At 71.8% G+C, this 21051-nt stretch carries 22 protein-coding genes; 7 read left to right on the top strand and 15 right to left on the bottom strand.

Annotation, left to right across the window (positions count from 1 at the left end; all coding sequences use genetic code 11):
* The first annotated feature begins 71 nt into the window (after nt 1-71).
* Nucleotides 72-845 carry an alpha/beta fold hydrolase gene (locus ACRQ4B_RS16760; protein WP_439692524.1) on the top strand — a complete coding sequence of 258 codons (774 nt, stop codon included), beginning with the start codon at nt 72-74 and terminating at the stop codon, nt 843-845.
* Nucleotides 842-1642, top strand: coding sequence for an esterase/lipase family protein (locus ACRQ4B_RS16755; protein WP_439692523.1), 801 nt, complete (start codon nt 842-844; stop codon nt 1640-1642). Before ACRQ4B_RS16760 ends, ACRQ4B_RS16755 begins: the two co-directional genes overlap by 4 nt.
* Before the next feature lie 88 nt (nt 1643-1730).
* On the opposite strand, the gene ACRQ4B_RS16750 is transcribed toward ACRQ4B_RS16755, so the two are convergent.
* Genes ACRQ4B_RS16750 through ACRQ4B_RS16740 form a run of 3 tightly spaced genes read right to left on the bottom strand, consistent with a single transcriptional unit; the run spans nt 1731 to nt 3906 of the window.
* Nucleotides 1731-2117 (bottom strand): VOC family protein, encoded by a 387-nt coding sequence (locus ACRQ4B_RS16750; RefSeq protein ID WP_439692522.1) that lies wholly within the window; start codon nt 2115-2117, stop codon nt 1731-1733.
* Between the two features lie 23 nt (nt 2118-2140).
* Nucleotides 2141-3148 carry a LacI family DNA-binding transcriptional regulator gene (locus tag ACRQ4B_RS16745; RefSeq protein WP_439692521.1) on the bottom strand — a complete coding sequence of 336 codons (1008 nt, stop codon included), beginning with the start codon at nt 3146-3148 and terminating at the stop codon, nt 2141-2143.
* A gap of 26 nt (nt 3149-3174) precedes the next feature.
* Nucleotides 3175-3906 (bottom strand): class I SAM-dependent methyltransferase, encoded by a 732-nt coding sequence (locus ACRQ4B_RS16740; protein WP_439692520.1) that lies wholly within the window; start codon nt 3904-3906, stop codon nt 3175-3177.
* Nucleotides 3907-4034: 128 nt separating this feature from the next.
* Between ACRQ4B_RS16740 and ACRQ4B_RS16735 the strand changes: the two genes are divergently transcribed.
* The 3 genes from ACRQ4B_RS16735 to ACRQ4B_RS16725 are packed head-to-tail and all read left to right on the top strand — an operon-like array spanning nt 4035 to nt 7575.
* Nucleotides 4035-5024 (top strand): ABC transporter permease, encoded by a 990-nt coding sequence (locus ACRQ4B_RS16735; protein WP_439692519.1) that lies wholly within the window; start codon nt 4035-4037, stop codon nt 5022-5024.
* The gene (locus ACRQ4B_RS16730; protein WP_439692518.1) at nt 5021-5947 is read left to right on the top strand and encodes a carbohydrate ABC transporter permease; all 927 of its coding nucleotides are present in this window, start codon (nt 5021-5023) and stop codon (nt 5945-5947) included. The genes ACRQ4B_RS16735 and ACRQ4B_RS16730 overlap by 4 nt, the downstream gene beginning before the upstream one ends.
* A 5-nt stretch (nt 5948-5952) precedes the next feature.
* Entirely contained in the window at nt 5953-7575 is a 1623-nt protein-coding gene (locus ACRQ4B_RS16725; RefSeq protein WP_439692517.1) for a hypothetical protein, read from the top strand.
* A gap of 62 nt (nt 7576-7637) precedes the next feature.
* Here the strand turns inward: ACRQ4B_RS16725 and ACRQ4B_RS16720 are convergent, their stop codons facing one another.
* From ACRQ4B_RS16720 to ACRQ4B_RS16695, 6 genes are all read right to left on the bottom strand, one after another.
* Nucleotides 7638-8018 (bottom strand): VOC family protein, encoded by a 381-nt coding sequence (locus tag ACRQ4B_RS16720; protein WP_439692516.1) that lies wholly within the window; start codon nt 8016-8018, stop codon nt 7638-7640.
* A 152-nt stretch (nt 8019-8170) separates the two neighbouring features.
* Nucleotides 8171-9034 (bottom strand): PASTA domain-containing protein, encoded by an 864-nt coding sequence (locus ACRQ4B_RS16715; protein WP_439692515.1) that lies wholly within the window; start codon nt 9032-9034, stop codon nt 8171-8173.
* 341 nt (nt 9035-9375) lie between these two features.
* Nucleotides 9376-9849: a nucleoside deaminase gene (locus ACRQ4B_RS16710; protein ID WP_439692514.1), complete on the bottom strand. Its 474-nt coding sequence runs from the start codon at nt 9847-9849 to the stop codon at nt 9376-9378.
* 76 nt (nt 9850-9925) lie between these two features.
* Nucleotides 9926-10447 carry a GNAT family N-acetyltransferase gene (locus ACRQ4B_RS16705; protein ID WP_439692513.1) on the bottom strand — a complete coding sequence of 174 codons (522 nt, stop codon included), beginning with the start codon at nt 10445-10447 and terminating at the stop codon, nt 9926-9928.
* Nucleotides 10444-11100 carry a CatA-like O-acetyltransferase gene (locus ACRQ4B_RS16700; RefSeq protein ID WP_439692512.1) on the bottom strand — a complete coding sequence of 219 codons (657 nt, stop codon included), beginning with the start codon at nt 11098-11100 and terminating at the stop codon, nt 10444-10446. The genes ACRQ4B_RS16705 and ACRQ4B_RS16700 overlap by 4 nt, the downstream gene beginning before the upstream one ends.
* Complete coding sequence (locus ACRQ4B_RS16695; RefSeq protein WP_439692511.1) at nt 11097-11780, bottom strand: maleylpyruvate isomerase family mycothiol-dependent enzyme; 684 nt, start codon at nt 11778-11780, stop codon at nt 11097-11099. Before ACRQ4B_RS16695 ends, ACRQ4B_RS16700 begins: the two co-directional genes overlap by 4 nt.
* 41 nt (nt 11781-11821) lie before the next feature.
* Here ACRQ4B_RS16695 and ACRQ4B_RS16690 point away from each other — a divergent pair, with 41 nt between their 5' ends.
* Both ACRQ4B_RS16690 and ACRQ4B_RS16685 read left to right on the top strand, forming a co-directional pair.
* Nucleotides 11822-12364: a YbaK/EbsC family protein gene (locus ACRQ4B_RS16690; protein ID WP_439692510.1), complete on the top strand. Its 543-nt coding sequence runs from the start codon at nt 11822-11824 to the stop codon at nt 12362-12364.
* Nucleotides 12361-12711 carry a hypothetical protein gene (locus ACRQ4B_RS16685; protein WP_439692509.1) on the top strand — a complete coding sequence of 117 codons (351 nt, stop codon included), beginning with the start codon at nt 12361-12363 and terminating at the stop codon, nt 12709-12711. The genes ACRQ4B_RS16690 and ACRQ4B_RS16685 overlap by 4 nt, the downstream gene beginning before the upstream one ends.
* On the opposite strand, the gene ACRQ4B_RS16680 is transcribed toward ACRQ4B_RS16685, so the two are convergent.
* From ACRQ4B_RS16680 to ACRQ4B_RS16655, 6 genes are read right to left on the bottom strand one after another with little or no spacing between them, the layout of a single operon-like run.
* Nucleotides 12677-13303 carry an HAD family hydrolase gene (locus tag ACRQ4B_RS16680; protein ID WP_439692508.1) on the bottom strand — a complete coding sequence of 209 codons (627 nt, stop codon included), beginning with the start codon at nt 13301-13303 and terminating at the stop codon, nt 12677-12679. The genes ACRQ4B_RS16685 and ACRQ4B_RS16680 overlap by 35 nt on opposite strands.
* 1 nt (nt 13304) lies before the next feature.
* Complete coding sequence (locus ACRQ4B_RS16675; RefSeq protein ID WP_439692507.1) at nt 13305-13673, bottom strand: VOC family protein; 369 nt, start codon at nt 13671-13673, stop codon at nt 13305-13307.
* 19 nt (nt 13674-13692) lie between these two features.
* The gene (hrpA, locus tag ACRQ4B_RS16670; protein ID WP_439692506.1) at nt 13693-17553 is read right to left on the bottom strand and encodes an ATP-dependent RNA helicase HrpA; all 3861 of its coding nucleotides are present in this window, start codon (nt 17551-17553) and stop codon (nt 13693-13695) included.
* Between the two features lie 34 nt (nt 17554-17587).
* The gene (locus tag ACRQ4B_RS16665; RefSeq protein ID WP_439692505.1) at nt 17588-19420 is read right to left on the bottom strand and encodes a thioredoxin domain-containing protein; all 1833 of its coding nucleotides are present in this window, start codon (nt 19418-19420) and stop codon (nt 17588-17590) included.
* The gene (locus ACRQ4B_RS16660) at nt 19417-19959 is read right to left on the bottom strand and encodes an ATPase (protein ID WP_439692504.1); all 543 of its coding nucleotides are present in this window, start codon (nt 19957-19959) and stop codon (nt 19417-19419) included. The genes ACRQ4B_RS16665 and ACRQ4B_RS16660 overlap by 4 nt, the downstream gene beginning before the upstream one ends.
* Nucleotides 19960-19988: 29 nt before the next feature.
* Nucleotides 19989-21044: an NAD-dependent epimerase/dehydratase family protein gene (locus ACRQ4B_RS16655; RefSeq protein WP_439692503.1), complete on the bottom strand. Its 1056-nt coding sequence runs from the start codon at nt 21042-21044 to the stop codon at nt 19989-19991.
* Between the last annotated feature and the right edge of the window lie 7 nt (nt 21045-21051).

Genomic DNA, 21051 nt, shown 5'->3' with positions numbered 1-21051 from the left:
GGGCAGTCGATGACCACGCTGACCCGTCACTGTGACTGCCGGGCCCAGGGGTCGCCGCGTAGCCTCGGTGTGTGCGCGCCAGAGTGGAGACCGTCCGGATCGACGGGCTCCCCGTGCGCCTGCACACCGCCGCCCCGGCCGGTCGCGTCCACGACGACCTCGCGCCGACGGTCATCCTCGTGCACGGCATCGGGATGTCGCACCGGTCGTTCGCGCGGTCGCAGCGGGCGCTCGCCGCGGAGCACCGCACGGTGAGCGTCGACCTGCCCGGCTTCGGCGGACTGCCCGCCGCCGGCCGGCGCCTCGGGATGGACGAGCTCGGCGACCTCGTCGTCCGCGCCGTCCGCGAGCGGGGTGCCGGCGACCTCGTGCTCGTCGGGCAGTCGATGGGCACCCAGGTGGTCGTCGAGGCGGCGCGGCAGCACCCCGATGCCGTCACGGCCGTCGTGCTCGTCAGCCCGGTCGTCGCGGCCGGGCGTCGGCTGACCGTCCTGCAGGCGGTCGACCTCGGCCGCGACGGGTTCGTCGAGGGCTTCCGGATGAACGCCGTGCTCGTCACCGACTACCTCCGCAGCGTCCGGCAGTACGTCCGCGAGCTCCGACCGATGCTCCGGTACCGGCTCGAGGACACGATCGCCGAGCTGCGGCAGCCGGTGCTCGTCGTCCGCGGCAGCGAGGACCCGATCGCCCGCCACGACTGGTCGGTGCGGGTCGCCGCCGCAGCACGCCGCGGGACGTTCGCCGAGCTGCCCGGACCACACCACGTGCAGGAACGACAGCCCGTCGCGTTCGCTCGACTCGCGGCGGACTTCCTCCGGATGCAGACCCTCGAGGGACTGCGGTGACCGACGCGACCACGTCCGGGACCGGGCCGACGGGGACGGACCGCACCGCGCCTCCCGTCCGGCTCCCGCTGGTGCGTCGCGCATGGTGGGCCGCACTCGACTGGTGGTACGCGATCCGCTGGCAGGTGCGCAGCACCGGGCCGACGACCGCCGACGACTACCGCACCGGCGACGGCCAGCCGGTCGTCGTCGTGCCCGGCGTCTACGAGACCTGGCACTTCATGCGCCCGCTGATGGACGCCCTGCACGACCGCGGCCACCCGGTGCACGTGCTCTCGGTGCTGCGGCACAACCTGCGACCGGTGCCGGAGTCGGCGCGGGCGGTGCTCGCGTACCTGGAGCGGCACGACCTGCGGAACGTGCTGCTCGTGACGCACAGCAAGGGCGGGCTGATCGGGAAGTACGCCATGACGCGGCTCGACGACGACGGTCGGATCGACCGGATGGTGGCGGTGTCGACGCCGTTCGGTGGCTCCGGGTACGCCAGGCTCGCGCCGGTGCGGCACCTGCGCGACTTCCGGTCGACCGATCCGGTGCTGGCGGGGCTCGCGCGGGAGCTGGACGCGAACACGCGGATCACCTCGGTCTACGGGGTGTTCGACACGCTCATCCCGGAGGGCAGCGCGCTCGCCGGGGCGACGAACGTGCGGGTGCCCGTCGGTGGGCACTTCCGGATCCTCGGCGACGAGCGGACCCGCGAGGCCGTGCTGGCCGCCGCCGACCCGGCGTCGGCCGCGCCGCGGGCCGCGCCGCGGCCGGCCCCGCGGCCGGCGCCGCGGGGCCGAGACTGGGCCTGACGGACAGTTCTCGGGGAACGGCACCCGAAAAGTGTCCGCGTGGCCGAGTCTCGGCCGCGTCGAACCGAGACTCGGGCACGCCGCCGCGTCAGGTGCCGGGCAGGAACAGGCAGAACGGGTGACCGTCCGGGTCGAGCAGCACACGCACGTCGGCCTGCGGCTGGTACTCCGCCTGGCGTGCGCCGAGCGACTCGGCCCGGGTCACGGCTGCGGGGAGGTCCTCGACCTGGAAGTCGAGGTGCAACTGCATCCCCGGGGCATCGGCGACCCCGGGCCACGTCGGTGCGACGTACTCCGGCTCGTACTGCACGGACAGACCCGGCCCGTCGGCGGGGCGGATGCGGGCCCAGGTCGGGTCGTCCTCGTGCACGGTCCACCCGGTGAGCGCTCCGTAGAACCGGGCGAGCGCGAGGGGCTCCGGCGACTGCAGCACGGTGGCGGCGAGTGCGGGCATCGACGGGTCAGCGGCGGTCATGGGCCGGAGCGTACGCCCGCTGGTCACCGCGTGGCGACGCTCGCGCGTTCGACGATCCGGTGCGGGATCACGACGGTCTCCGGCGGGGCCTCCCGGTCCGCGATCCGCTTGGTCAGCAGGTCGAGGGCAGCCGTCGCGAACGCCCGCCGGTCGAATGACACCGTGCTGAGCGCCGGGATCGCGTAGGCGGCACCGTCGACGTCGTCGAAGCCGATGACGCTCACCTGCTCGGGGACCCGGACGCCACGCGCAGCGAGCACGTGCAGCACCCCGAACGCGATCGAGTCGGTGAAGGCGAAGACGGCGTCCGGCAGCGGGTGCTCGTCGAGCCAGGTGGCGAAGGTCTCGGCCGCGGCGCTGGTCGTCCACGACTCGAGCGGGACGCGCAGGGACGGGTCGGCCTCGATCCCGGCGGCCGCGAGCCCGGCGAGGTAGCCGCGCTCCCGCAGCTCGCTCGTCGCCGTCGCCGCCACGGCCCGGGCGGCGCCGACGATCGCGATCCGCCGGTGCCCGCGCGACACCAGGTACGACGTGACCTGCTCGGCCGCGGCACGGCTGTCGACGTGGACCTGGTCGACGTGTTCGGGTTCGACCTCGCCGATGACGACCGTGGGCGGCAGCCCCTCGGTGGACGCGAGGACGCTCGCGCTGAGGGACACCGGGTTGAGGATCAGGCCGTCCACCAGGTGCGCCCGGGCGCGGGACACGAGGTCGCGTTCGCGGCCGGGGTCGTTGCCGGTCTGGTCGAGCTGCACGGTCCAGTCGCGCTCACGGGCGAGTTCGACGAACCACTGGGCGAGTTCGGCGGAGTAGGCGCTGGCCATCTCGGGCAGGGTCAGGGCGATCGCCCCGGAGCGGCCGTTCCGCAGCCCGCGGGCGGAGAGGTTCGGCACGTAGTCGAGTTCGGCGAGCGCCTGTTCGACCCGGGCCCGTGTCTCCGGGCGCACCGCGACACCGCCGTTGATGACGTTGGAGACGGTCTTCGGCGACACCCCGGCGAGGGCAGCCACGTCCCGCACGGTCGCGCGCATCGGGACGAGCGTAGCGCGGGCGCGGGTCAGGGGCGGACGTAGCGGTGCACGTGCGTGGTGTACGCCACCGGGATCGTCGTCCGACCCGCGGTCTCCGGGTCGTCGTCGAGCAACCGCTGCACGGCGTCGAGCAGCGCTGCCCGTTCCGCATCGGGCAGCACGATGACGTAGCTCCGTGACGCGACCATGTCGAGGAACGCGGGACGCTCCTGCTCGTGCACCCACGTGAACCGCTCGTGGCCGCCGTCGTCGAACGGTGCACCGACGACGGGTGCGCCGGAGCCCGGCACGCGGTACTCCGGCTGCTGCATGAGCTGGCCGAGCCGCTGCGCCCACGGCCGGGTCTCGTCGCGGACGTTCCAGACCAACCCGAGCACGCCGCCGGGCCGGAGGACCCGGGCGACCTCGGCCGCCCCACGGACCGGGTCGACCCAGTGCCAGGCCTGCGCGAAGGTCACCGCGTCGGCCGTGCGGTCCTCGAGCGGGATCGACTCGCCCGTCCCGTCGAGCGCCCGGACGTCGGGGAGCACGGCCGACAGTCGTGCACGCATCGCCGCGTCCGGTTCGACGGCGACGACCTCGTCCGCGCGGTCGACGAGCGTCCGGGTGAACTTCCCGGTCCCGGCGCCGACGTCGGCGACGAGGCGCGCGCCGTCGGGGAGGAGCCAGTCGACGACCGCGGACGGGTACCCGGGGCGGCCGTGCTCGTACGCGTCGGCCGCGGCTCCGAACGAGGTGGCGTGCTGCTCGAAGGTCATGACCCCAGCATGCTCGGGCTGGTTCGGCAGTGGACCGTTACAACGATGGAAATTCTTGGCAACGGGTTGCCGCACCGTTGCCACGGCCGCCAGGGTCGCTCCAGGAATCCAACGGAGGGGGCCCACGAGTGACGAAGCTCGACGTCCGCGCGACGACCACCGCGCACACCGCACCACCACCCGAACCCGGGATCCGCCGCCGCAGCACCTGGCAGCGGATCCGGCGCGACCGGGTGCTGCTGCTCATGGGGCTGCCCGGCGTCGCGCTGCTGCTCGCGTTCCACTACCTGCCGCTGCTCGGCAACCTCATCGCGTTCCAGGAGTACCTGCCGTTCGTGCCGCTCGGGCGCAGCCCCTGGGTCGGCGTCGAGAACTTCGCGGTGATCTTCGACGGCGACCCCGAGTTCCTGCGGGCCCTCGGCAACACGCTGCTGATCACCCTCGTGCAGGTCGTCTTCGTGTTCCCGGCGCCGATCATCCTCGCGCTCATGCTCAACTCGCTGCTGTCCGAGCGGATCAAGCAGGTCGTGCAGTCGGTGTTGTACCTGCCGCACTTCCTGTCCTGGGTGATCGTGGTGGCGGTGTTCCAGCAGATCCTCGGCGGCTCGGGACTGGTGAACAACGCGATCCGAGCGGCCGGCGGCGACGCGATCGACTTCCTCGGCAACCCGGACGGGTTCATCGCCCTGCTCACCAGCCAGGTGATCTGGAAGGACACCGGCTGGGCGACGATCCTGTTCCTCGCGGTCCTCAGCTCGATCGACGCCAGCCTGTACGAGGCCGCCAAGACGGACGGCGCCTCCCGCTGGCGGCAGCTCTGGCACGTGACCCTGCCCGGCATGCGGGGGATCATCATCCTGCTGCTCATCCTCCGGCTCGGTGACTCCCTGACCGTCGGGTTCGAGCAGATCCTCCTCCAGCAGCAGGCCGTCGGCCGCGCCGCGAGCGAGGTCCTCGACACCTACGTCTACAACAACGGCGTCCTCGGCGGGCAGTGGGGCGTGGCCGCAGCGGTCGGCCTCGTGAAGGGCGTCGTCGGCGTCCTGCTCGTCCTCGGCGCCAACAAGCTCGCGCACGTCTTCGGTGAAGCGGGCGTCTACCAGAAGGAGGCGAAGTGACCGCCACGCACACCGTCACCGTGCCCGGCGCACCCAAGCGCAAGCGCGGGGGACCGGACGCCCCGCCACTGCCCGGACGACTCCTCACCGGGTTCGTCCTGCTCGTGATCTGCCTCGTCGTGATCCTGCCGTTCGTGGGCATCGTGTCGACGAGCCTCGCGCCCGTCGCCCAGGTGAACGACGCCGGCGGGTTCGTGATGTTCCCGAAGGGCATCGACCTCGGCGCGTACGAGAGCATCTTCGCCGGGGGCGTCGTCACCCGCGCCATGCTCGTCAGCATCGGCATCACCGTCGTGGGGACCCTCATCAGCCTGTTCGTCAGCGCGATGCTCGCCTACGCGCTGAGCCGGCCCGGGTCGTACGGCTCCGGGTTCGTGCTGAGCCTCGTGCTCGTGAGCCTGCTGTTCGCGCCGGGTCTCATCCCGAACTACCTCGTCGTCAAGCAGTTCGGACTGCTCGACTCGTACTGGGCGCTCATCCTGCCGACGGCCCTCAGCGCGTTCAACGTCATCGTGATGCGGTCGTTCTTCATGGCGATCCCGAAGGAGCTCCTCGAGTCCGCGCGCATCGACGGCGCCGGTGACTTCCAGGTGTTCTGGCGCATCGTCCTGCCGCTGTCGAAGGCGGTCCTCGCCGTGATCGGCCTGTTCTACGCCGTCGGGTACTGGAACGCGTTCTTCAACGCGCTGCTCTACATCAACGACACCGCCAAGTGGCCCCTGCAGCTCGTGCTGCGGACCTACGTCATCAACAACGCGCAGCTCGGCGGTGCCGACCTCGGCACGTCCTCCGACGCGCTGCCCCCGCAGGCGTCGATCCAGATGGCGATCCTCGTCGTGTCGATCGTCCCCATCCTCATCGTCTACCCGTTCCTGCAGCGGCACTTCGCCAAGGGTGTCCTGACCGGTGCGGTGAAGGGCTGACCAGCGTGACGAACAACGGAATCACCCGCCGCGCGCTGTTCGCGGGCGGTCTCGGGATCGCGGCCACGAGCCTCCTGGCCAGCTGCTCCACCGTGACCCGCTCCACCGACGTGAAGGCGATCAACAAGGCCGTGCAGCTGCCGGACTACGTGCCGTGGGCCGGCGGACCGGAGCCGGCGCTGCCGAAGACGAGTCCGCTCATGCCGAGCGCCTTCCGGACGATCCCGGCGACCCTCGTCCCGACCGCCCGGAAGCCCGGAGACGGCTCGACCGTGCACGGCAGCGTCCCGACGAACTCGCCGGTGCCGCCGTCGAAGGGCAGCAACCCCTATTGGCAGGGCCTCGACGAGCGAATGGGGATCGACCTCGACCTGACGATCACCCCGAACGCCGACTTCGGCAACAAGTTCGCCACCCAGGTCGCCGGCGACACCCTCGGCGACGTGTTCACCATCAACCAGGCGTTCTCGTACCTGCCGCAGTTCCTCGAGGCGAAGGCCGCCGACCTCAGCCCGTACCTCTCTGGCAGCGGGGTCCGCGACTACCCCTACCTGGCGAACCTGCCGACCGCGTCGTGGCGCGGCACGGTGTTCTCCGGCGGGATCTACGGCGTGCCGGTGCCCCGAGGGCCGCTCACCTCGCAGGCGCTGCACCGTCGACAGGACGTCTTCGCGACGCTCGGTGTCGACCCGGCGTTCTCCAGCGTGGACGAGTTCGTGCAGCTCTGCCGGCAGGTCTCCGACCCGCACGCGAACCGGTGGGCGCTCGCCTCCGTGCCGACCAACATCCTCGGGCCGATGCTCGGGCTGCCGAACCAGTGGCAGGAGCAGGGCGGGGAACTCACCCACATGTACGAGCTCGACGAGTACGAGGAGCTGCTCGACGTGTCCCGCCGGCTCATCGCCGAGGACCTCGTCCACCCGGACAGCATCACCGCCTACAACGGCAAGGTGTGGTTCGTGCAGGGCTCCGCGCTCATGCTGTCCGACACGTACAGCGCCATCCCCGGCCTCCTGCAGCAGGCCACGCCCGGCTCCGGGTTCGAGCTGACGATCGCACCGTTCGTCGGCCCGTCCGGGGCGTCCGCGAAGCCCTGGCTCGGCGACCCGAACAACACGATCGCCTCGGTCGCCGCTGGCTCCGAGTCGCGCGTGCGGATGCTGCTCGAGGTGCTCAACTGGTGTGCGTCGCCGTTCGGCACCGAGGCGTGGACGTACCGCAAGTTCGGGATCGAGGGCCGCGACTTCGAGTACCGCGACGGCGCTCCGGTGTTGACGAAGACCGGCAACAGCGAGACCGGGCTCGGCGAGTTCCCGCTGCAGTACTTCACCGAGTGCCCGCTGCCGCTGTACTACGCGGGCAACCCGGCGATGACGGACACCGTGTACGACTCGCTCGCCTCGTGGCTCGACCGCGGCGTGCCGAACCCCGTCTACGGCCTGTACTCGCCGACGAACTCGACGAAGGGGCCGGCGGTCGGCACGTTCGCGACGAACGCGATCAACGACGTGCTGCTCGGCCGGGCGAAGGTGTCGTCCTGGAAGGCGACGGTCCGCGACTGGCGCCGCCGGGGCGGCGACGCCATCAAGCGCGAGTACGAGCAAGCGCTGGAGGCGCGCGCCGCGTGATCGCGACGTGCGTGCCGACGGACTGGAGGCGCGGTGCGGGCCCGCCCCGCGCCTCCAGTCCGTCAGACGGAACCGGCCACCCCGACCAGGTTGCCGGCGGGATCACGGAAGTGCCCGACGACGACGCCACCGCCCTCGTTCCGCTGCCGCGGGAGGACGACCGTGCCGCCGAGCGCCTCGACCTGCTCCAGGGCATCTGCGACGTCATCGACACCGACGTAGAAGACGGCGTGCGCGGCGAAGCCCGGTCCACCGCCGATCCCTCCGGCTATGGGGCCGGCTTCCGCGACCGGGTCGATGAACGAGTAGGCGGTCGGCGCGGAGATCGCGTTGGCGACGGGAGCAACGGCCGGAGCGTCCCAGCCGAACAGCGCGGCGTAGAAGGCCCGGAGGCGCTCCGGCTCCGGCCCGATGAGCTCGACGTTCACGACCGCGTTGACCATGCGGCCGTTGTGCTCCCGTCGTGGGCTGATCGCGCCGGGGCCGCTCCTCCAGTTCGCACGGTGACCGTTCGGTCCGCAGGGCTCGGCCTCCGCGAACCAGGACGGTCAGGAGCGTCGGGGAACCGGACGATCCGATGGCGACCCTGACGTTCTCAGTTCGTCTTGACGAAGACGCTCCCGTCTCCGAACGAGACGATCCCGCCGTGGAAGCTGTTCGGCACCTCGAACGCGATCTGTCCGGACGCGCTCTGGCCGGCCCCCAGCGTCACACTCGGCATTGCCTTCACGTCGCTCAGGAACTCGGAGTCGTAGACAGCGCCGTCCGTTCCAGCGAGAGCGACGTCGTAGGCTGCCGAGCTTGCGTCGACACCGGCAGTCTTCGCCGTCACGTGCACGGTCAGGACTACGTACTTCATGTTGGCGTCCGGCTGCTCGTACTCGTTCGATGCGGTGAAGTTGTCGTTGTAACCGTCGACCCACTGCGTGTAATCCGAGGTCGAACCATCAATGCGGTTGGTGTTCGTCATCTCGAACTTCGTCCCGGCAGGCGCTGGGCCGGAGGCACTCGAGCCGTCGTCCGCGGCGGCGGTCAGAGCGACGGCTGACCCTGGATCCACGGTGCTGCCGGCTGCGGGGTACTGGCTCCCAACCAGGTCGGTTGCACTCGCGCCTGCTGCGTTCACCTTGAACCCTGCAGCCTTGAGCGCAGTGGTTGCCTCGCCCACAGTCTTCCCGACGACGTCGGGTACCTCGACCGGAGCGACGTCCGCCGACTCGGAGTTTGACTCCTGAGACGTCGCCGCCTTCGTCGGCGCCTCGATCGATGAGAGGAAGGCCAGGCCGTAGATCGTCCCGAACACGAGGGCGAGCACCGAGCCTGAAGCCCCGAGGACCGTCCCTGCTAGGCCTCGGCCGCTGCGCCGTCGAAGCGTGATCAGCCCGAGGACGAGAGCAGCGACGCCCGCGAGGAAGCCGAGGTGCAGCAGGACTGGTACGAACGACAACACCACCGCCACGATCCCGAGGACAAGTGCAGTGGTGGCGAGTCCTCCTCCGCCACCGCCTTGGTGCGGCCGGGGACCGTAGGGCGGGGGAGGGGGTGGCGTACTCGGGACGTACGGACCGGACATTCTGTGCTCCTGTGTTGAGTAACTATCAGGAGAAATGTAGGCCCGTACGAAGGAGTCTTCCATCCCCACATCGAGCGGCAGTGACACGTTCGAACACCCGCTCCGATCAGCGATGGTCTCAACGCGACCAAGCAGGGCCGGAGATCCACCCGACCGTTCCGGTCGAAGTTTGCCGGGCTGCGCAAACCGGGCCGGTCACTGCACAGGCGAACCCGCCCTGACCGCGCTCAGGAGGAGTGGCGGGCCGTCCACGCACGGAACGGAGCGGTCGGGTCGGCGACCCGACCCTGCTCGGTGCGCAACGCGCGGTCCTCGACGGGCTTGGCGTACTCGTCGTAGAACGTCGCGAGGGTCATCAGGCGGTTGCCGTCCTCGTAGTGCTCGCCCTCCTGCTCCCGCGTCGCGGCGAAGACCACGCGTCCGGGCTGGGCGTAGTACAGCGCCCCGAGGCACATCGGGCACGGGTAGGCGGTCACGAAGACGACGTACTCGCCGAGGTCGGTGATCCCCTGCTCGGCCGCCGCCCGGATCGCCCGGATCTCGGCGTGCGCGGTCGGGTCACCGGTCTGCGCGACGTGGTTCACGGCCTCGACGACGACCTCGCCGTCCCGGACGATGAGGCACGCGAAGGGCTTGCCGCCGTCCTCCACGTTGGCGAGGGCACTGCTGACGGCTCGTTCGGTGAGTTCGGTGTCGTTCATCGGTCCAGCCTGCTCGCGCCGACTCCCGGGCCGGTGGGCGACCGGGGGACGACGGCTGGTCCGTGCGCCGGGGCGGTCAACCGCGTGGCGGCACCGGTGGTCCCGGCGCGCGCACCATGTGGAGTTCGCGGACGCCGTCGTCGACCCGCTCGACCCCGTCCGGTACGAACCCGCGCTTCCGGTAGAACGCCTGCGCCCGCGGGTTCGGGTCCGCGACCCAGAGCGCCGCCCGCTCCGTCGGGTCGATGACCGCGTCGAGCAGCGCGCTGCCCGCCCCGGTGCCGTGGTGCCCGTCGAGGAGGTACAGCACGTACAGGTGGACGCCCTCGTCGGCCTCGGTCGTCCCCGACGGACCAGACATCGCGATGCCGACCACCGCGCCCTCGTGCTCGGCGACCGCGACCCGGTTCGCTGCGAAGCGCTCGTCGGTGAGCGCCGCCGTCCAGAAGCCCTCGCGCCGGGCCGTGAACCCCGGGTCGTCGAGCATCGCGTCCGGCATCAGCCCGCGGTAGGTCGCTCGCCACGATTCGACGTGCACGTGCGCCATCCCCGCAGCGTCACGCGGGACGGCCGGTCGGACGGTGATCCGGCCGCTCATCCCCGAAGCCATCCCGCCTCGGCGAACACGGTCTGGAGCTCGTTGACGAGCCGGGACCCGTGGAAGCCGTCGGTGACCGCGTGGTTCACCTGCACGGCGAGGGGCATGAGGGTGCGACCCTCCACGAACCGGTACCGACCGATCGTGAAGACCGGCAGGAGGTGGTCCCACCCGTCGCGGACGTGCAGTGCGAAGCCGGTGAAGGACGTCCCCGGCAGGGTCGAGATGTCGAACACGTTCGCGGGGCGGTCCTGCTGGGGGAACATTCGGTGGTCGTCCCGGTACCGCTCCATGGTCGCGACGGCGGCGTCGTGGAACCGGGCGGGGTCCTCGTCGTACGGCACGACCAGGACGGAGAAGGTCTCGGTGTCGGGGTGGAACACGGTGAACATCGGGTGCACGACGTCCCAGATCGCGGGCGAACCGTCCTCGAGCAGCTGCATCCGGAACTCCGCGTGCCGGTTCACCACGGTCGCGATCGCCCAGATCTGCGACGCGTAGGTCCGCCGGTCCGTCGCGCGCACGGTCTCGGCGAAGTCGGTGACGTCGAGTTCCACGGTCATCTCCCACGTGCAGGGCACACGGTCGCGGTAGTGCTCGAAGTGCTCGCGACGCGGCCAGCGCTCGACGTCGAGGGGTCGGAGTTCCGTCATGGCACCAGCTTCGTCCCGAGCGCCCGGTCGAGTGCGCCGCGGTCGCCGTCGACCGTCAGGTTCGCCGTGTCGATCGCCCGTCGTCCCCACAGGACGAGGAGCACGTCCTCAGCTCGCCCCGCGACGCGGACGGCGGGTTCGCCGGCGCCGAGCGCGGCCTTGCCGGGCGCGTCGGTGAACGCGAAGACGACCGCCTCCGTCAGCGGCTCGACGCGGCCCAGTCGCACCTGTCGCGGGTACAGGTCCCCGACGACCTCACGGACACCGTCGGTCGCCAGCTCTGCCTGGAGGCGCGGATCGCCTCCCAGCGCCCGCTGCGCGTCCCACAGGTGGATCGCGGTCTCGTGCGCCTGCCGCCGCGCCCAGGTCGCAGCCGTGTCGGGCGGGTAGATGGCGGCGCACGCGGTGTCCGCCGGACGTGTCCGGAGCGCGCCGATCAGCGCGTCGGCACCGGCACGGAAGCGATCCGCCAGGTCAGCCTGGGGGAGCGGCTCCTGCTCGTCGCCGGTCAGCTGTCCGAGTGCCCAGCGGTGCACGTCCGTCAGGTGCTCGCCGAGGTCCGCGACGGTCCAGCCGGGGCACGACGGCACGAGGATCGTGCGGTCGCCGGTTCGGAGCACTGCGTGGAATCGCTCGGCCGCGTCCTCGAGCGCGGTGCGGTGTCCGTCGTACGTCGACATGTCCTCAGCATGGTGGCGCAGTGCTCCCTGGGCTGGACGGCATGCCGACGCTCGAACGAGTTCCTGCCCTGACCGCTCCCGGACTGTTGGCCGCTCCCGTGGCATCGGCGCTGGCCGAGTTGCCCGTGGACGTGGCGGACGGGATCGACGTCGCGCCGATCGACCCCGACCTCGCGGACACAGCGGCGTTCTCGGAGGCCTACGGCTTCCCGCTCGACGGCGGCGCGAACTGCATCGTCGTCGCGGGCAAGCGCGGCGAGGACGTCCGGTTCGCGGCGTGCGTGGTGCTCGCGTCCACGAAGCTCGACGTCAACCGCACGGTGAAGAAGCTCCTCGACGTCCGGAAGGCCAGCTTCGCGCCGATGGACCAGGCCGTGGAACGCACCGGGATGGAGTACGGCGGGATCACTCCGATCGGTCTCCCTGCTGCCTGGCCGGTGTACGTCGACTCGCGCGTGCTGGACGCCCCCGATGCGGTCATCGGCGCCGGACGCCGCGCCGCGAAGCTGTTCCTCCCGGGCTCGGTGCTCGGCGCGCTGCCGCACGTGCAGGTCGTCGAGGGCCTGGCCGTGTCGGTCGCATGAGCGAGGACGACCGGACCACCGGTGTCGGTACCGGCGTCGCGATCGCCGTCCTGCTGCCGGGCACGCTGGTGGTGTGCTGGTTGATCGACCTGGTCGTGTACATCCGGAACGCGGCCGGGCAGGGCGACGATCGGCTGAGCGACGGCGCCACGCTCGGCTGGTACCTCGGAGCGGCCGCCCTGCCGGTGCTCGTCTCGGCCCTGGTCCTGATCGTGCAGCTCGCCATCCGTCGGTACGACGAGCACTACTCCATCGTCGGGACGATCGCAGCGCTCGTGGTGCTCGCGATCGCCGTGCTGACGAACGGCCAGCTCATCGGATCCCACGTCCTGTCGATGGTTCGGTGACGGGGCGCACCCCTGCGGTGCGGAGTGCCGTTCGGAGCGCTGCGACGCTCGTGTAGTGGTGGACGGACATCCCGAGTTCGACCGCTCCGGCGAGCTTCGCTGCAGAGTCGTCGGTGAAGAACACCTCCGGACCGTCGAGGCCGAGCGCGTCGAGCACGTGGCGGAACGCCCGGACGTCCGGCTTGGTGAACCCGATCTCGTGTGAGCTGAACACCGCGTCCACCCGGTCCGGCAACCCGAACGACGCGACCTCGGCCGGGACACCGTCCGTGCCGTTCGTGAGCACGGCGGTCGTGTACCCGGCGGCACGGAGCTCGTCGACGAGTTCGAGCACGGAGTCGTCGGGCGTGAACGGTTGCCGTCCCCAGGCTTCGGCCGCCGCCGGCGCGGCGAGGTGTTCGCCGATCGCACGGACCCACTCGGCGCGGGTGATCCGCCCGGTCGTCACGTCGTCGATCACCGGCGCCGAGAACGCGAACGCCTCGATCGCTCCCGGCGCGAGTGCGTGTTCGCGTTCGATCGCCGCGACGTGCTCCGGGTGGAAGTGCCGGATGACCCCGTCGAGGTCGAACAGGACCGCGCGGATCGCCACGTCAGTCGTTCGGGCGGATGAGGCAGAACGGGTGTCCCGCGGGGTCGAGGTAGACGCGGAACGTGTCCGTCCCCGACCCGGTCGCCGTCGCGCCGATCGCCAGCACCGCGGTCTCGCCGACGTCGAGGTCGTCGACCTTCACGTCGAGGTGGCTCTGCTGCGGGACGTCCTGCCCCGGCCACTCCGGCTTCCGGTAGTCGGCCACCTGCTGGAACGCCAGGATCGGCCGGCGGTCGGTGAAGGGGAGCGCGACCTCCGCCCAGTCCTCGTCGAAGCCGACGATCTCGCCGCCGAGCAGTTCGACGTAGAAGCGGGCGAGGGCGCGCGGGTCCGGGCAGTCCAGGACGACGACGTCGAGTGTGCCGATCATGGCCGACACGCTAGACCGATCAGCGCGCGGCCGTCAGGGCCTTCGTGATCCGCTGCAGCGACACCGTCTCGGCCGTGCCGAGCTCCTGCGCGAACAGGCTGAGGCGGAACTCCTCGAGCATCCACCGGGCGTGCACGAGCTCCGGGTGGGCGCCGACGGTCGGGGGCAAGGTGCCGCCGGCGTCGACGTAGCGGTCGGTCGCCACGGTGACCTCGCGCATCCAGGTGGCATCGCGGCCCGGGTTCTGCAGGAGCTTCTGCACGCGGGCGTCGATGCCCTGCAGGTACACCCGGATGCGACGGAGCCGATCGAGCCCCGCGACCGCGACGAACCCGGGGAAGACGAGCCGTTCCATCTGCTGGCGCATGTCCGTCAGCGCGGGGAGGAGCGACATCGAGTTCGCCTGCTTGAGCGAGCGCTCGGCGGCGCGGTGCGCGGCGAGGACGGCGGCGACCTCCGACACGGCGGCGAACATGGTGTCGACGACCGATGCGGAGACCGCGTCGCGGACGGCCTCGAACCCGGCCTTCGTGAACACCAGGCCGTCGGGGTGCGCGCGACGGATCCCGGCGTCGACGACCGCGGCGAGTACGTCGTCGAACAGCGCCGCCGTCGACGGGTACGGGCTGGCCGCGAGCGCGAGCTTCTCCTGCGCGGTCAGGTGCGACTGGATGTACGACACCGGCGACGGCACGGCGTGCATGACCAGACGGCGCACGCCCGCGGGCATCCGGACGGCGCGGTCCGACGGGGTCGCCAGGAGCTGGACGCCGACCGTGGCCTTCGGACCGGTGCCCTCCTCGACGAGCGCCGGGTAGGCGCGGATGACGCCACCGGCCTGCTTGGTGTCCAGGGTCTCCGGCAGGTCCGTGTCCGGCCACGCCGTCAACCCGGACCGTTCCACCTGCGGACCGCCGCCGGCGGACGCGACGCGAGCCGCGCCTCCAGTCCGACCCGCAGCCCGCACCGTGGCGGACGCGACGCTCTGCTGGGTCCGGTCCTTGAGCTTCGTCTGCAGGGCCGACAGGTCCTTGCCGGCCTCGACCCGGCGACCGCGCTCGTCGACGACCGCCCACGTCGGCAGCAGGTGCGACGGGACGCGCGACAGGTCGAAGTCGGACTCGGTGACGGGCACGTACGTCATCCGCTGGATCGCCTTGGCGAGCGTGGCCCGGAAGGACTCCGTCGGCTCGGTCGGGGCGTCGTCGGGCAGCTCCGCGACGATCTTCTCGGCCCAGTCCGCGGCGGGCACGACGTTCTTGCGGATCTGCTTCGGCAGCGACTTGATGAGCGCGGTGACGAGCTCCTTCCGGAGGCCACGGACCTGCCAGTCGAAGCCCTCCTCGCGCATGCGGGGGAGCAGCGCGAGCGGCACCTGCACGCTGACACCGTCGTCCTGCGCGCCCGGCTCGAACCGGTACTTGATGGCGAGGCGCTGGTCGCCGCTGCGCCACTGGGTCGGGTACTCGGCGTCGTCCTCGGCCGCTTCGGCGGCGTCCTCGTCGAGCAGGTCCGACCGGCGCATCGTGAGCAGGTCCGGCTGCTCCCGGCGCGTCTGCCGCCACCAGCCCTCGAAGTCCCGGGTGGTCGCGACGTCGGCGGGGATCCGGGCGTCGTAGAACTCGTACACGCGCTCGTCGTCGAACAGGATGTCGCGGCGCCGGGTGCGTTCCTCGAGCTGCTCGAGGTCCTTGCGCGTGCGACGGTTGTCGCGATCGAACTGCTGCTGCGACTCCCACTCGCCCTCGACGAGGGCGTGTCGGATGAAGAGCTCGCGGGAGTGCTCCGGATCGATCCGGGTGTACTGCACACGGCGGCGCTGCACGATCGGGACGCCGAACAGCGTGACCCGCTCGTACGCGACGGCGGCGCCCTGCTTCTTCTCCCAGTGCGGCTCACCGTGGGTGCGCTTCAGGAGGTCCCCGGCGAGCGGCTCCACCCACGCGGGGTCGATCCGGCCGACGGTCCGGGCGAACAACCGACTGGTCTCGACGAGCTCGGCGGCCATCACGGCGTCGGGCTGCTTCTTCGCCAGGACGCTGCCGGGGAAGACGACGAACCGGGTGTTCCGGGAGCCGAGGTAGTCGCGCTTCTCCTTGTCGCGCAGGCCGATCTGACTGAGGAGCCCGGCGAGCAGCGACCGGTGCACGGCGTCGCCGTCGTCGGAGCGGGACTGCCCGACCCGGACGTCGACCTGCTTCGCGGCGCGCGAGAGCTGCCGGTACAGGTCCTGCCACTCGCGGATCCGGAGGTGGTTGAGGAACTCGGCCTTGCACAGGCGGCGGAACGCGCTCGACGAGAGCTCTTCCTGCTTGTCCTCGATGTGGTTCCAGAGGTTGAGCAGGGTGAGGAAGTCGCTCGTCGGGTCGGCGAACCGGGCGTGCAGCTGGTCGGCGTGCGCACGCTTCTCGAGCGGCCGTTCGCGCGGGTCCTGGATGCTCAGGGCACTCACGACGGCGATGACCTCGCGCCCGACACCCTGCCGACCGGACTCGAGCACCATCCGTCCGAGCCGCGGGTCGATCGGCAGACGGGTGAGCTGCTTGCCCGTCTTCGTGATCCGCCCGTCCTTGTCCACGGCACGGAGTTCGCGCAGCAGGTCGAGGCCGTCCTTCACACCGCGGGAGTCCGGCGGCTGCAGGAACGGGAACGACTCGATGTCGCCGAACCCGAGGGAGATCATCTGCAGGATCACCGCGGCGAGGTTCGTGCGGAGGATCTCCGGGTCGGTGAACTCCGGACGGCGGTCGAAGTCGTCCTCGGAGTAGAGCCGGATCGCGATGCCCGCGCTCGTGCGGCCGGCGCGCCCGGACCGCTGGTTCGCGCTGGCCTGGCTGACCGCCTCGATCGGGAGCCGCTGCACCTTTGCGCGGGGCGAGTACCGGGAGATGCGGGCGGTGCCGACGTCGATCACGTACTTGATGCCCGGGACGGTCAGGGACGTCTCGGCGACGTTGGTGGCGAGCACCACGCGGCGGCGGACGCCGGGGGTCTGGCGGCGCTCGAAGACACGGTGCTGGTCCGCGGCGGACAGGCGGCCGTAGAGCGGGAGGACCTCGGTGCCCGGGTAGCGCTTGCCCTCGATGGCGTCCTGCGCGTCGCGGATCTCGTTCTCGCCGGACAGGAACACGAGGACGTCGCCCGGGTCCTCCCGCGCGAGCTCGTCGAGGGCGTCGGTGATGCCCTGCATGGTGTCGCGGTCGTCCGCGGTGCCGCCCCCGCCGCTGTCGTCGGTGCGCGGGTCGGTGTCGTCGGTCGCGCCCGTGGCGTCGTCGTCCCCGGCGTCCGCGACCAGTGGACGGTAGCGGATCTCCACCGGGTAGGTACGGCCGGACACCTCGATGATCGGGGCGTCGCCGAAGTGCTTCGAGAACGACTCCGGGTCGATCGTCGCACTCGTGATGATGAGCTTGAGGTCGGGCCGCCGGACGAGCAGGCGCTTCAGGTACCCGAGCAGGAAGTCGATCGTCAGGGACCGCTCGTGCGCCTCGTCGATGATGATCGTGTCGTAGCGCTTCAGGTCGCGGTCGAAGTGGATCTCGTTCAGCAGGATGCCGTCGGTCATCACCTTGATGCGGGTGTCCGCGCTGACCCGGTCGGTGAACCGCACCTGGTAGCCGACGAGTCCGCCCAGTTCGCCGCCGAGTTCCTCGGACACGCGCTCGGCGATGGTGCGGGCGGCGATGCGGCGGGGCTGGGTGTGCCCGATGTGCGCACGCCCGAGCTCGAGGCAGATCTTCGGCAGCTGCGTCGTCTTGCCCGATCCGGTCGCGCCGGCGACGATGACCACCTGGTTGTCGCGGATCGCGGCAGCGATGTCGTCCCGCCGCTGCGACACCGGCAGTTCGGGCGGGTACGTGATGACGGGCGTGGTCGACATGAGCATTCCAGCTTACAGCCGCGCGCGCCGCCGGTCAGCCGAGCTGCGCGGCGAGCGCTGGTCCGCTCCGCGCGGGCAGTCCGCACACCCGGTCGTGGCAGACGTAGCCGGCGGGGTCGACGGTGTCCCGCGCCGCGAACAGCTCGAAACCCGCGGCGGTCCAGGCACGCGCCTGCTCCGGCGTGACGAGGGCGACGACGGTCCCCGGTCGGCGCGCGGCGCGGGCAGCGACACGGAGGGGGTCCGAGGGGTCCGCGGCCACCACGACGACCTCCCGCGACGGTCGCTGCAGCGCCAGGGCGACACCGAGGGCGTCGGCGTGGCCCAGCGGTCGTTCGGTGCCGGTCGTCGCCCGGTCCGCGACGAGCCGTCCGGCAGCGGTCCGGTACGACGCGTCGCCGGTCAGCGCGGCGAGGACCGTCGCTGCGGCAGCGAGCCCCGCCGTTCCCGAGCGCATCGCGGTCTGCGGCTGCTCACCGGTGGCGGTACCGGCCGCGGCGAGCACCGGGTCGACCTCGAACCGCTCGGCGATGCCGTCGTCCACGAACCCGCGCGCCGCGAGAGCGTACGACACCTCGCCCGTCACGAGCGCCAGTTCCAGCAGCCCCTCGGCGAGCAGTCCGACGTCCTCGATCGTGGGCGGCGCGGTCGACACGCCCCGCGGCGTGCTCGAGCGGACGCTCACGTGGCCGTCCTCGACGTGGGCCGCGAGCACCGCGTCGGCAGCCCCGCGGGCGAGGTCCAGCATCTCGGCGTCGCCCACCCGGCCACCGGCGATCGACAGTCCCCGGATCGCGAGCCCGTTCCACCCCGTCAGCACCTGGTCGTCGAGCGGCGGTGGGTCGAGGCGTGTGCGTTCGTCGCGGGGGAGCCGGTACCACTCGCCCTCGACGCGTCGGCCGTCGATGGTCGACTCGCTGTCCTGCGCGGCGACGAACGCACCGTCGGAGCGTCGGAGGGTGTCGCGCAGGAAGTCGGCGATGCCGCGTGCCTGCTCGGCGCCGGCGACCGCCGACAGCCCGGCGTTGTCGTACAGCATCCGTTCGTAGTGCGGCACGCTCCAGTCGCGCTTGGTCGCGTACCGGAACACGCCGCCGTCGGCGTCGGTGAGTTCCGTGGTCCGGATCGCGTGCAGGGAACGGTCGAGCAGCGCGGACGCCCCGGCGTCGCCGTCCGCGGCGACGTCGGACAGGAACTCCAGCAGCGGGGCGCTGGGGAACTTCGGTGCGCCGCCGAAACCGCCGTACGTGGTGTCCTCCGCCAGCGCGAGCTGGTCGGTGACGGCCCGGATGGCGTCGACTGCCGGGAGGCGCGGCTCTTCCCCGCCACCCTCGGCAGCCGAGCGGGCGGTGGCGTCCGCCTCGGCACCCTGCCGGATCGCCGTCGCGATCGCACTCGCGTTCGCGTCCACCTCGTGTCGACGTCCGGTCCACGCGTCGGCCACCGCCGCGAGGACCTGCCGGAACGACGGCACCTGCCCGACCGGCGTCGGCGGGGAGTACGTCCCCGCGAAGAACACGTGGCCGTCGGGTGTGAGGAACGTCGTCAACGGCCAGCCGAGCTGCTGCGTGAAGGCGCTCGCGGCGGCCATCAGGCTGGCGTCCACGTCCGGGCGTTCCTCGCGGTCGACCTTCACGGCGACGACGTCCCGGCGGAGCAGCGCGCCGATCTCCGGATCGGAGAAGCTCTCGCGCGCCATCACGTGGCACCAGTGGCAGGTGGCGTACCCGACGGACACCAGCACCGGGACGTCGCGTTCCCGGGCCTCCGCGAACGCCTCCGGTCCCCACTCCCGCCAGTCGACGGGGTTCTCCGCGTGCTGGCGGAGGTACGGACTGACGGCGGCGCCGAGGCGGTTGTCGGTCATGCCTCCAGCCAACCCGTGAGCGACGCGAGCCGCACGGCGATCTCGCCGGGGGTGAGGGAGTCCGTGTCCACCCGGATGACGTCGTCCCGGACAGCCGTGTCGAGCCTCCCGGCCGTCCGCGTGCTGTGCGCCAGCTGCGCCTCGGGGAGGTGCCCACCCGACCGACGGCGCAACCGGTCCTCGGTCGCGGCGTCTCCGGCCCGCAGCAGCACGGCGGTCACCACGGGGTCGTCGCCCATCGCCGCCGCCAGGGCATCCTGCTCGAGCACCGACACGGAGTTCGTGTAGACGAGCCGGTGGTGGCCGAGTCCGCGGTAGGCCGCCCACATCGCGGCGAGGTTGCGTTCGGCGAGGTGCGCCTCCGGGTGCTCGACGTGCGGCGCCGGGTGCGCGAGGTCGAGCAGGTCACCCTCGATCACGGCGTGCCGGACGTCGGCGCCGACGAGCAGGTCGTGCAGGGCCTCGGCGGCGGTGGACTTCCCCACGCCGGACCGCCCCCCGATGAAGAGGACCTCGGATCGGCGCGTGGTGTCGGTCACGGTGTGCTGCCCGTCTCGGGTGCCCGTCGTCAGTTCCAGCTCAGGGACAGCAGTGCGAGGGCGGCGTCCTCGGGGCCGTAGTCGAACAGGCGCTCCCAGAACGGGTCGGCCGCCCACGGGACGTCACCGCCCGCGGGGACCGCGTGGGCCGTCTCCACGAGCCAGTCGAGCTCGGGGCGGACGGCGGACGCGAACGTCGGGGGAGCCCAGCCGAGCGCCCGTGCGGCCGTCGTGTCGAGCACCACCGGCGCCGGCGAGGACCACGGGGTGGTGCCGACGAAGGCCGGGGCGTCGGCGTCGAGCAGCACCTCGTCGAACACGTGGTCGAGGTGTCCGGCGATCGTGCGGACGATCTCGAGCACGCTCGGAGCGGTGTCGTCGGCGACGTTGAGGATGCGCCGGTCGGGGACGTCGGCGAGGAGCCGCACGAGCGATCCGATGCCGCTCGCCGCGGTCGTGTGGTCCACTCCGCGGCCGTGGTCGGCGAGCAGGATGCGTTCCCGCCCGTCGAGCGCGCGGCGGACGACGAACCACTCCCGCGGGCGGCCGATGCCCACGCCGTACACCTTCGACGGACGGAGCACGGTGACCGGGGCGCCGTGGTCGAGCAGCACCTGCTCGGCGGCGACCTTCGCGGGACCGTACCCGTCGGCGGTGGTCGGGTCGCCCTCGCCCGGGGCCACGGTGGGCTGCAGTTCGGTCACGGCGCCGCCGAACACCGGCTTGTCGGCGGAGTTCGCGTGCCGGCCCTGCTCGTCGACGTAGACCGCCTTCGAGGACACGAACACGGTGGACCCGACGTCGTCGAGGAAGGGGCGGAGCTGCAGCGCGTCGTCGCGGGTCAGCCCGACCGTGTCCACCAGGAGGTCGGCGCCGGGACGCAGGAGCTCCCGGAGCACGGTGCCGTCGCGGCGGTCACCGGCGACGAACATGGCGCCGGACGCCGTCAGGGCATCGGCCGCGGGGCCGCCGCGCCGGGCGACGACGTCGACCTGCCAGTCGTCCGGGGACGCGAGCAGTTCGCGCGCGACGGCGGAACCGATCCCGCCGGTACCGCCGAGGACGACCGCGCGTCTGGTGCTCATGCTGCAA

The sequence above is a fragment of the Curtobacterium sp. SP.BCo genome (assembly GCF_051903265.1).
Taxonomy (GTDB): domain Bacteria; phylum Actinomycetota; class Actinomycetes; order Actinomycetales; family Microbacteriaceae; genus Curtobacterium.
The sequence above is the reverse complement of the archived record's forward strand: the minus strand, read 5'-3'. Positions and strand labels throughout refer to the sequence as shown.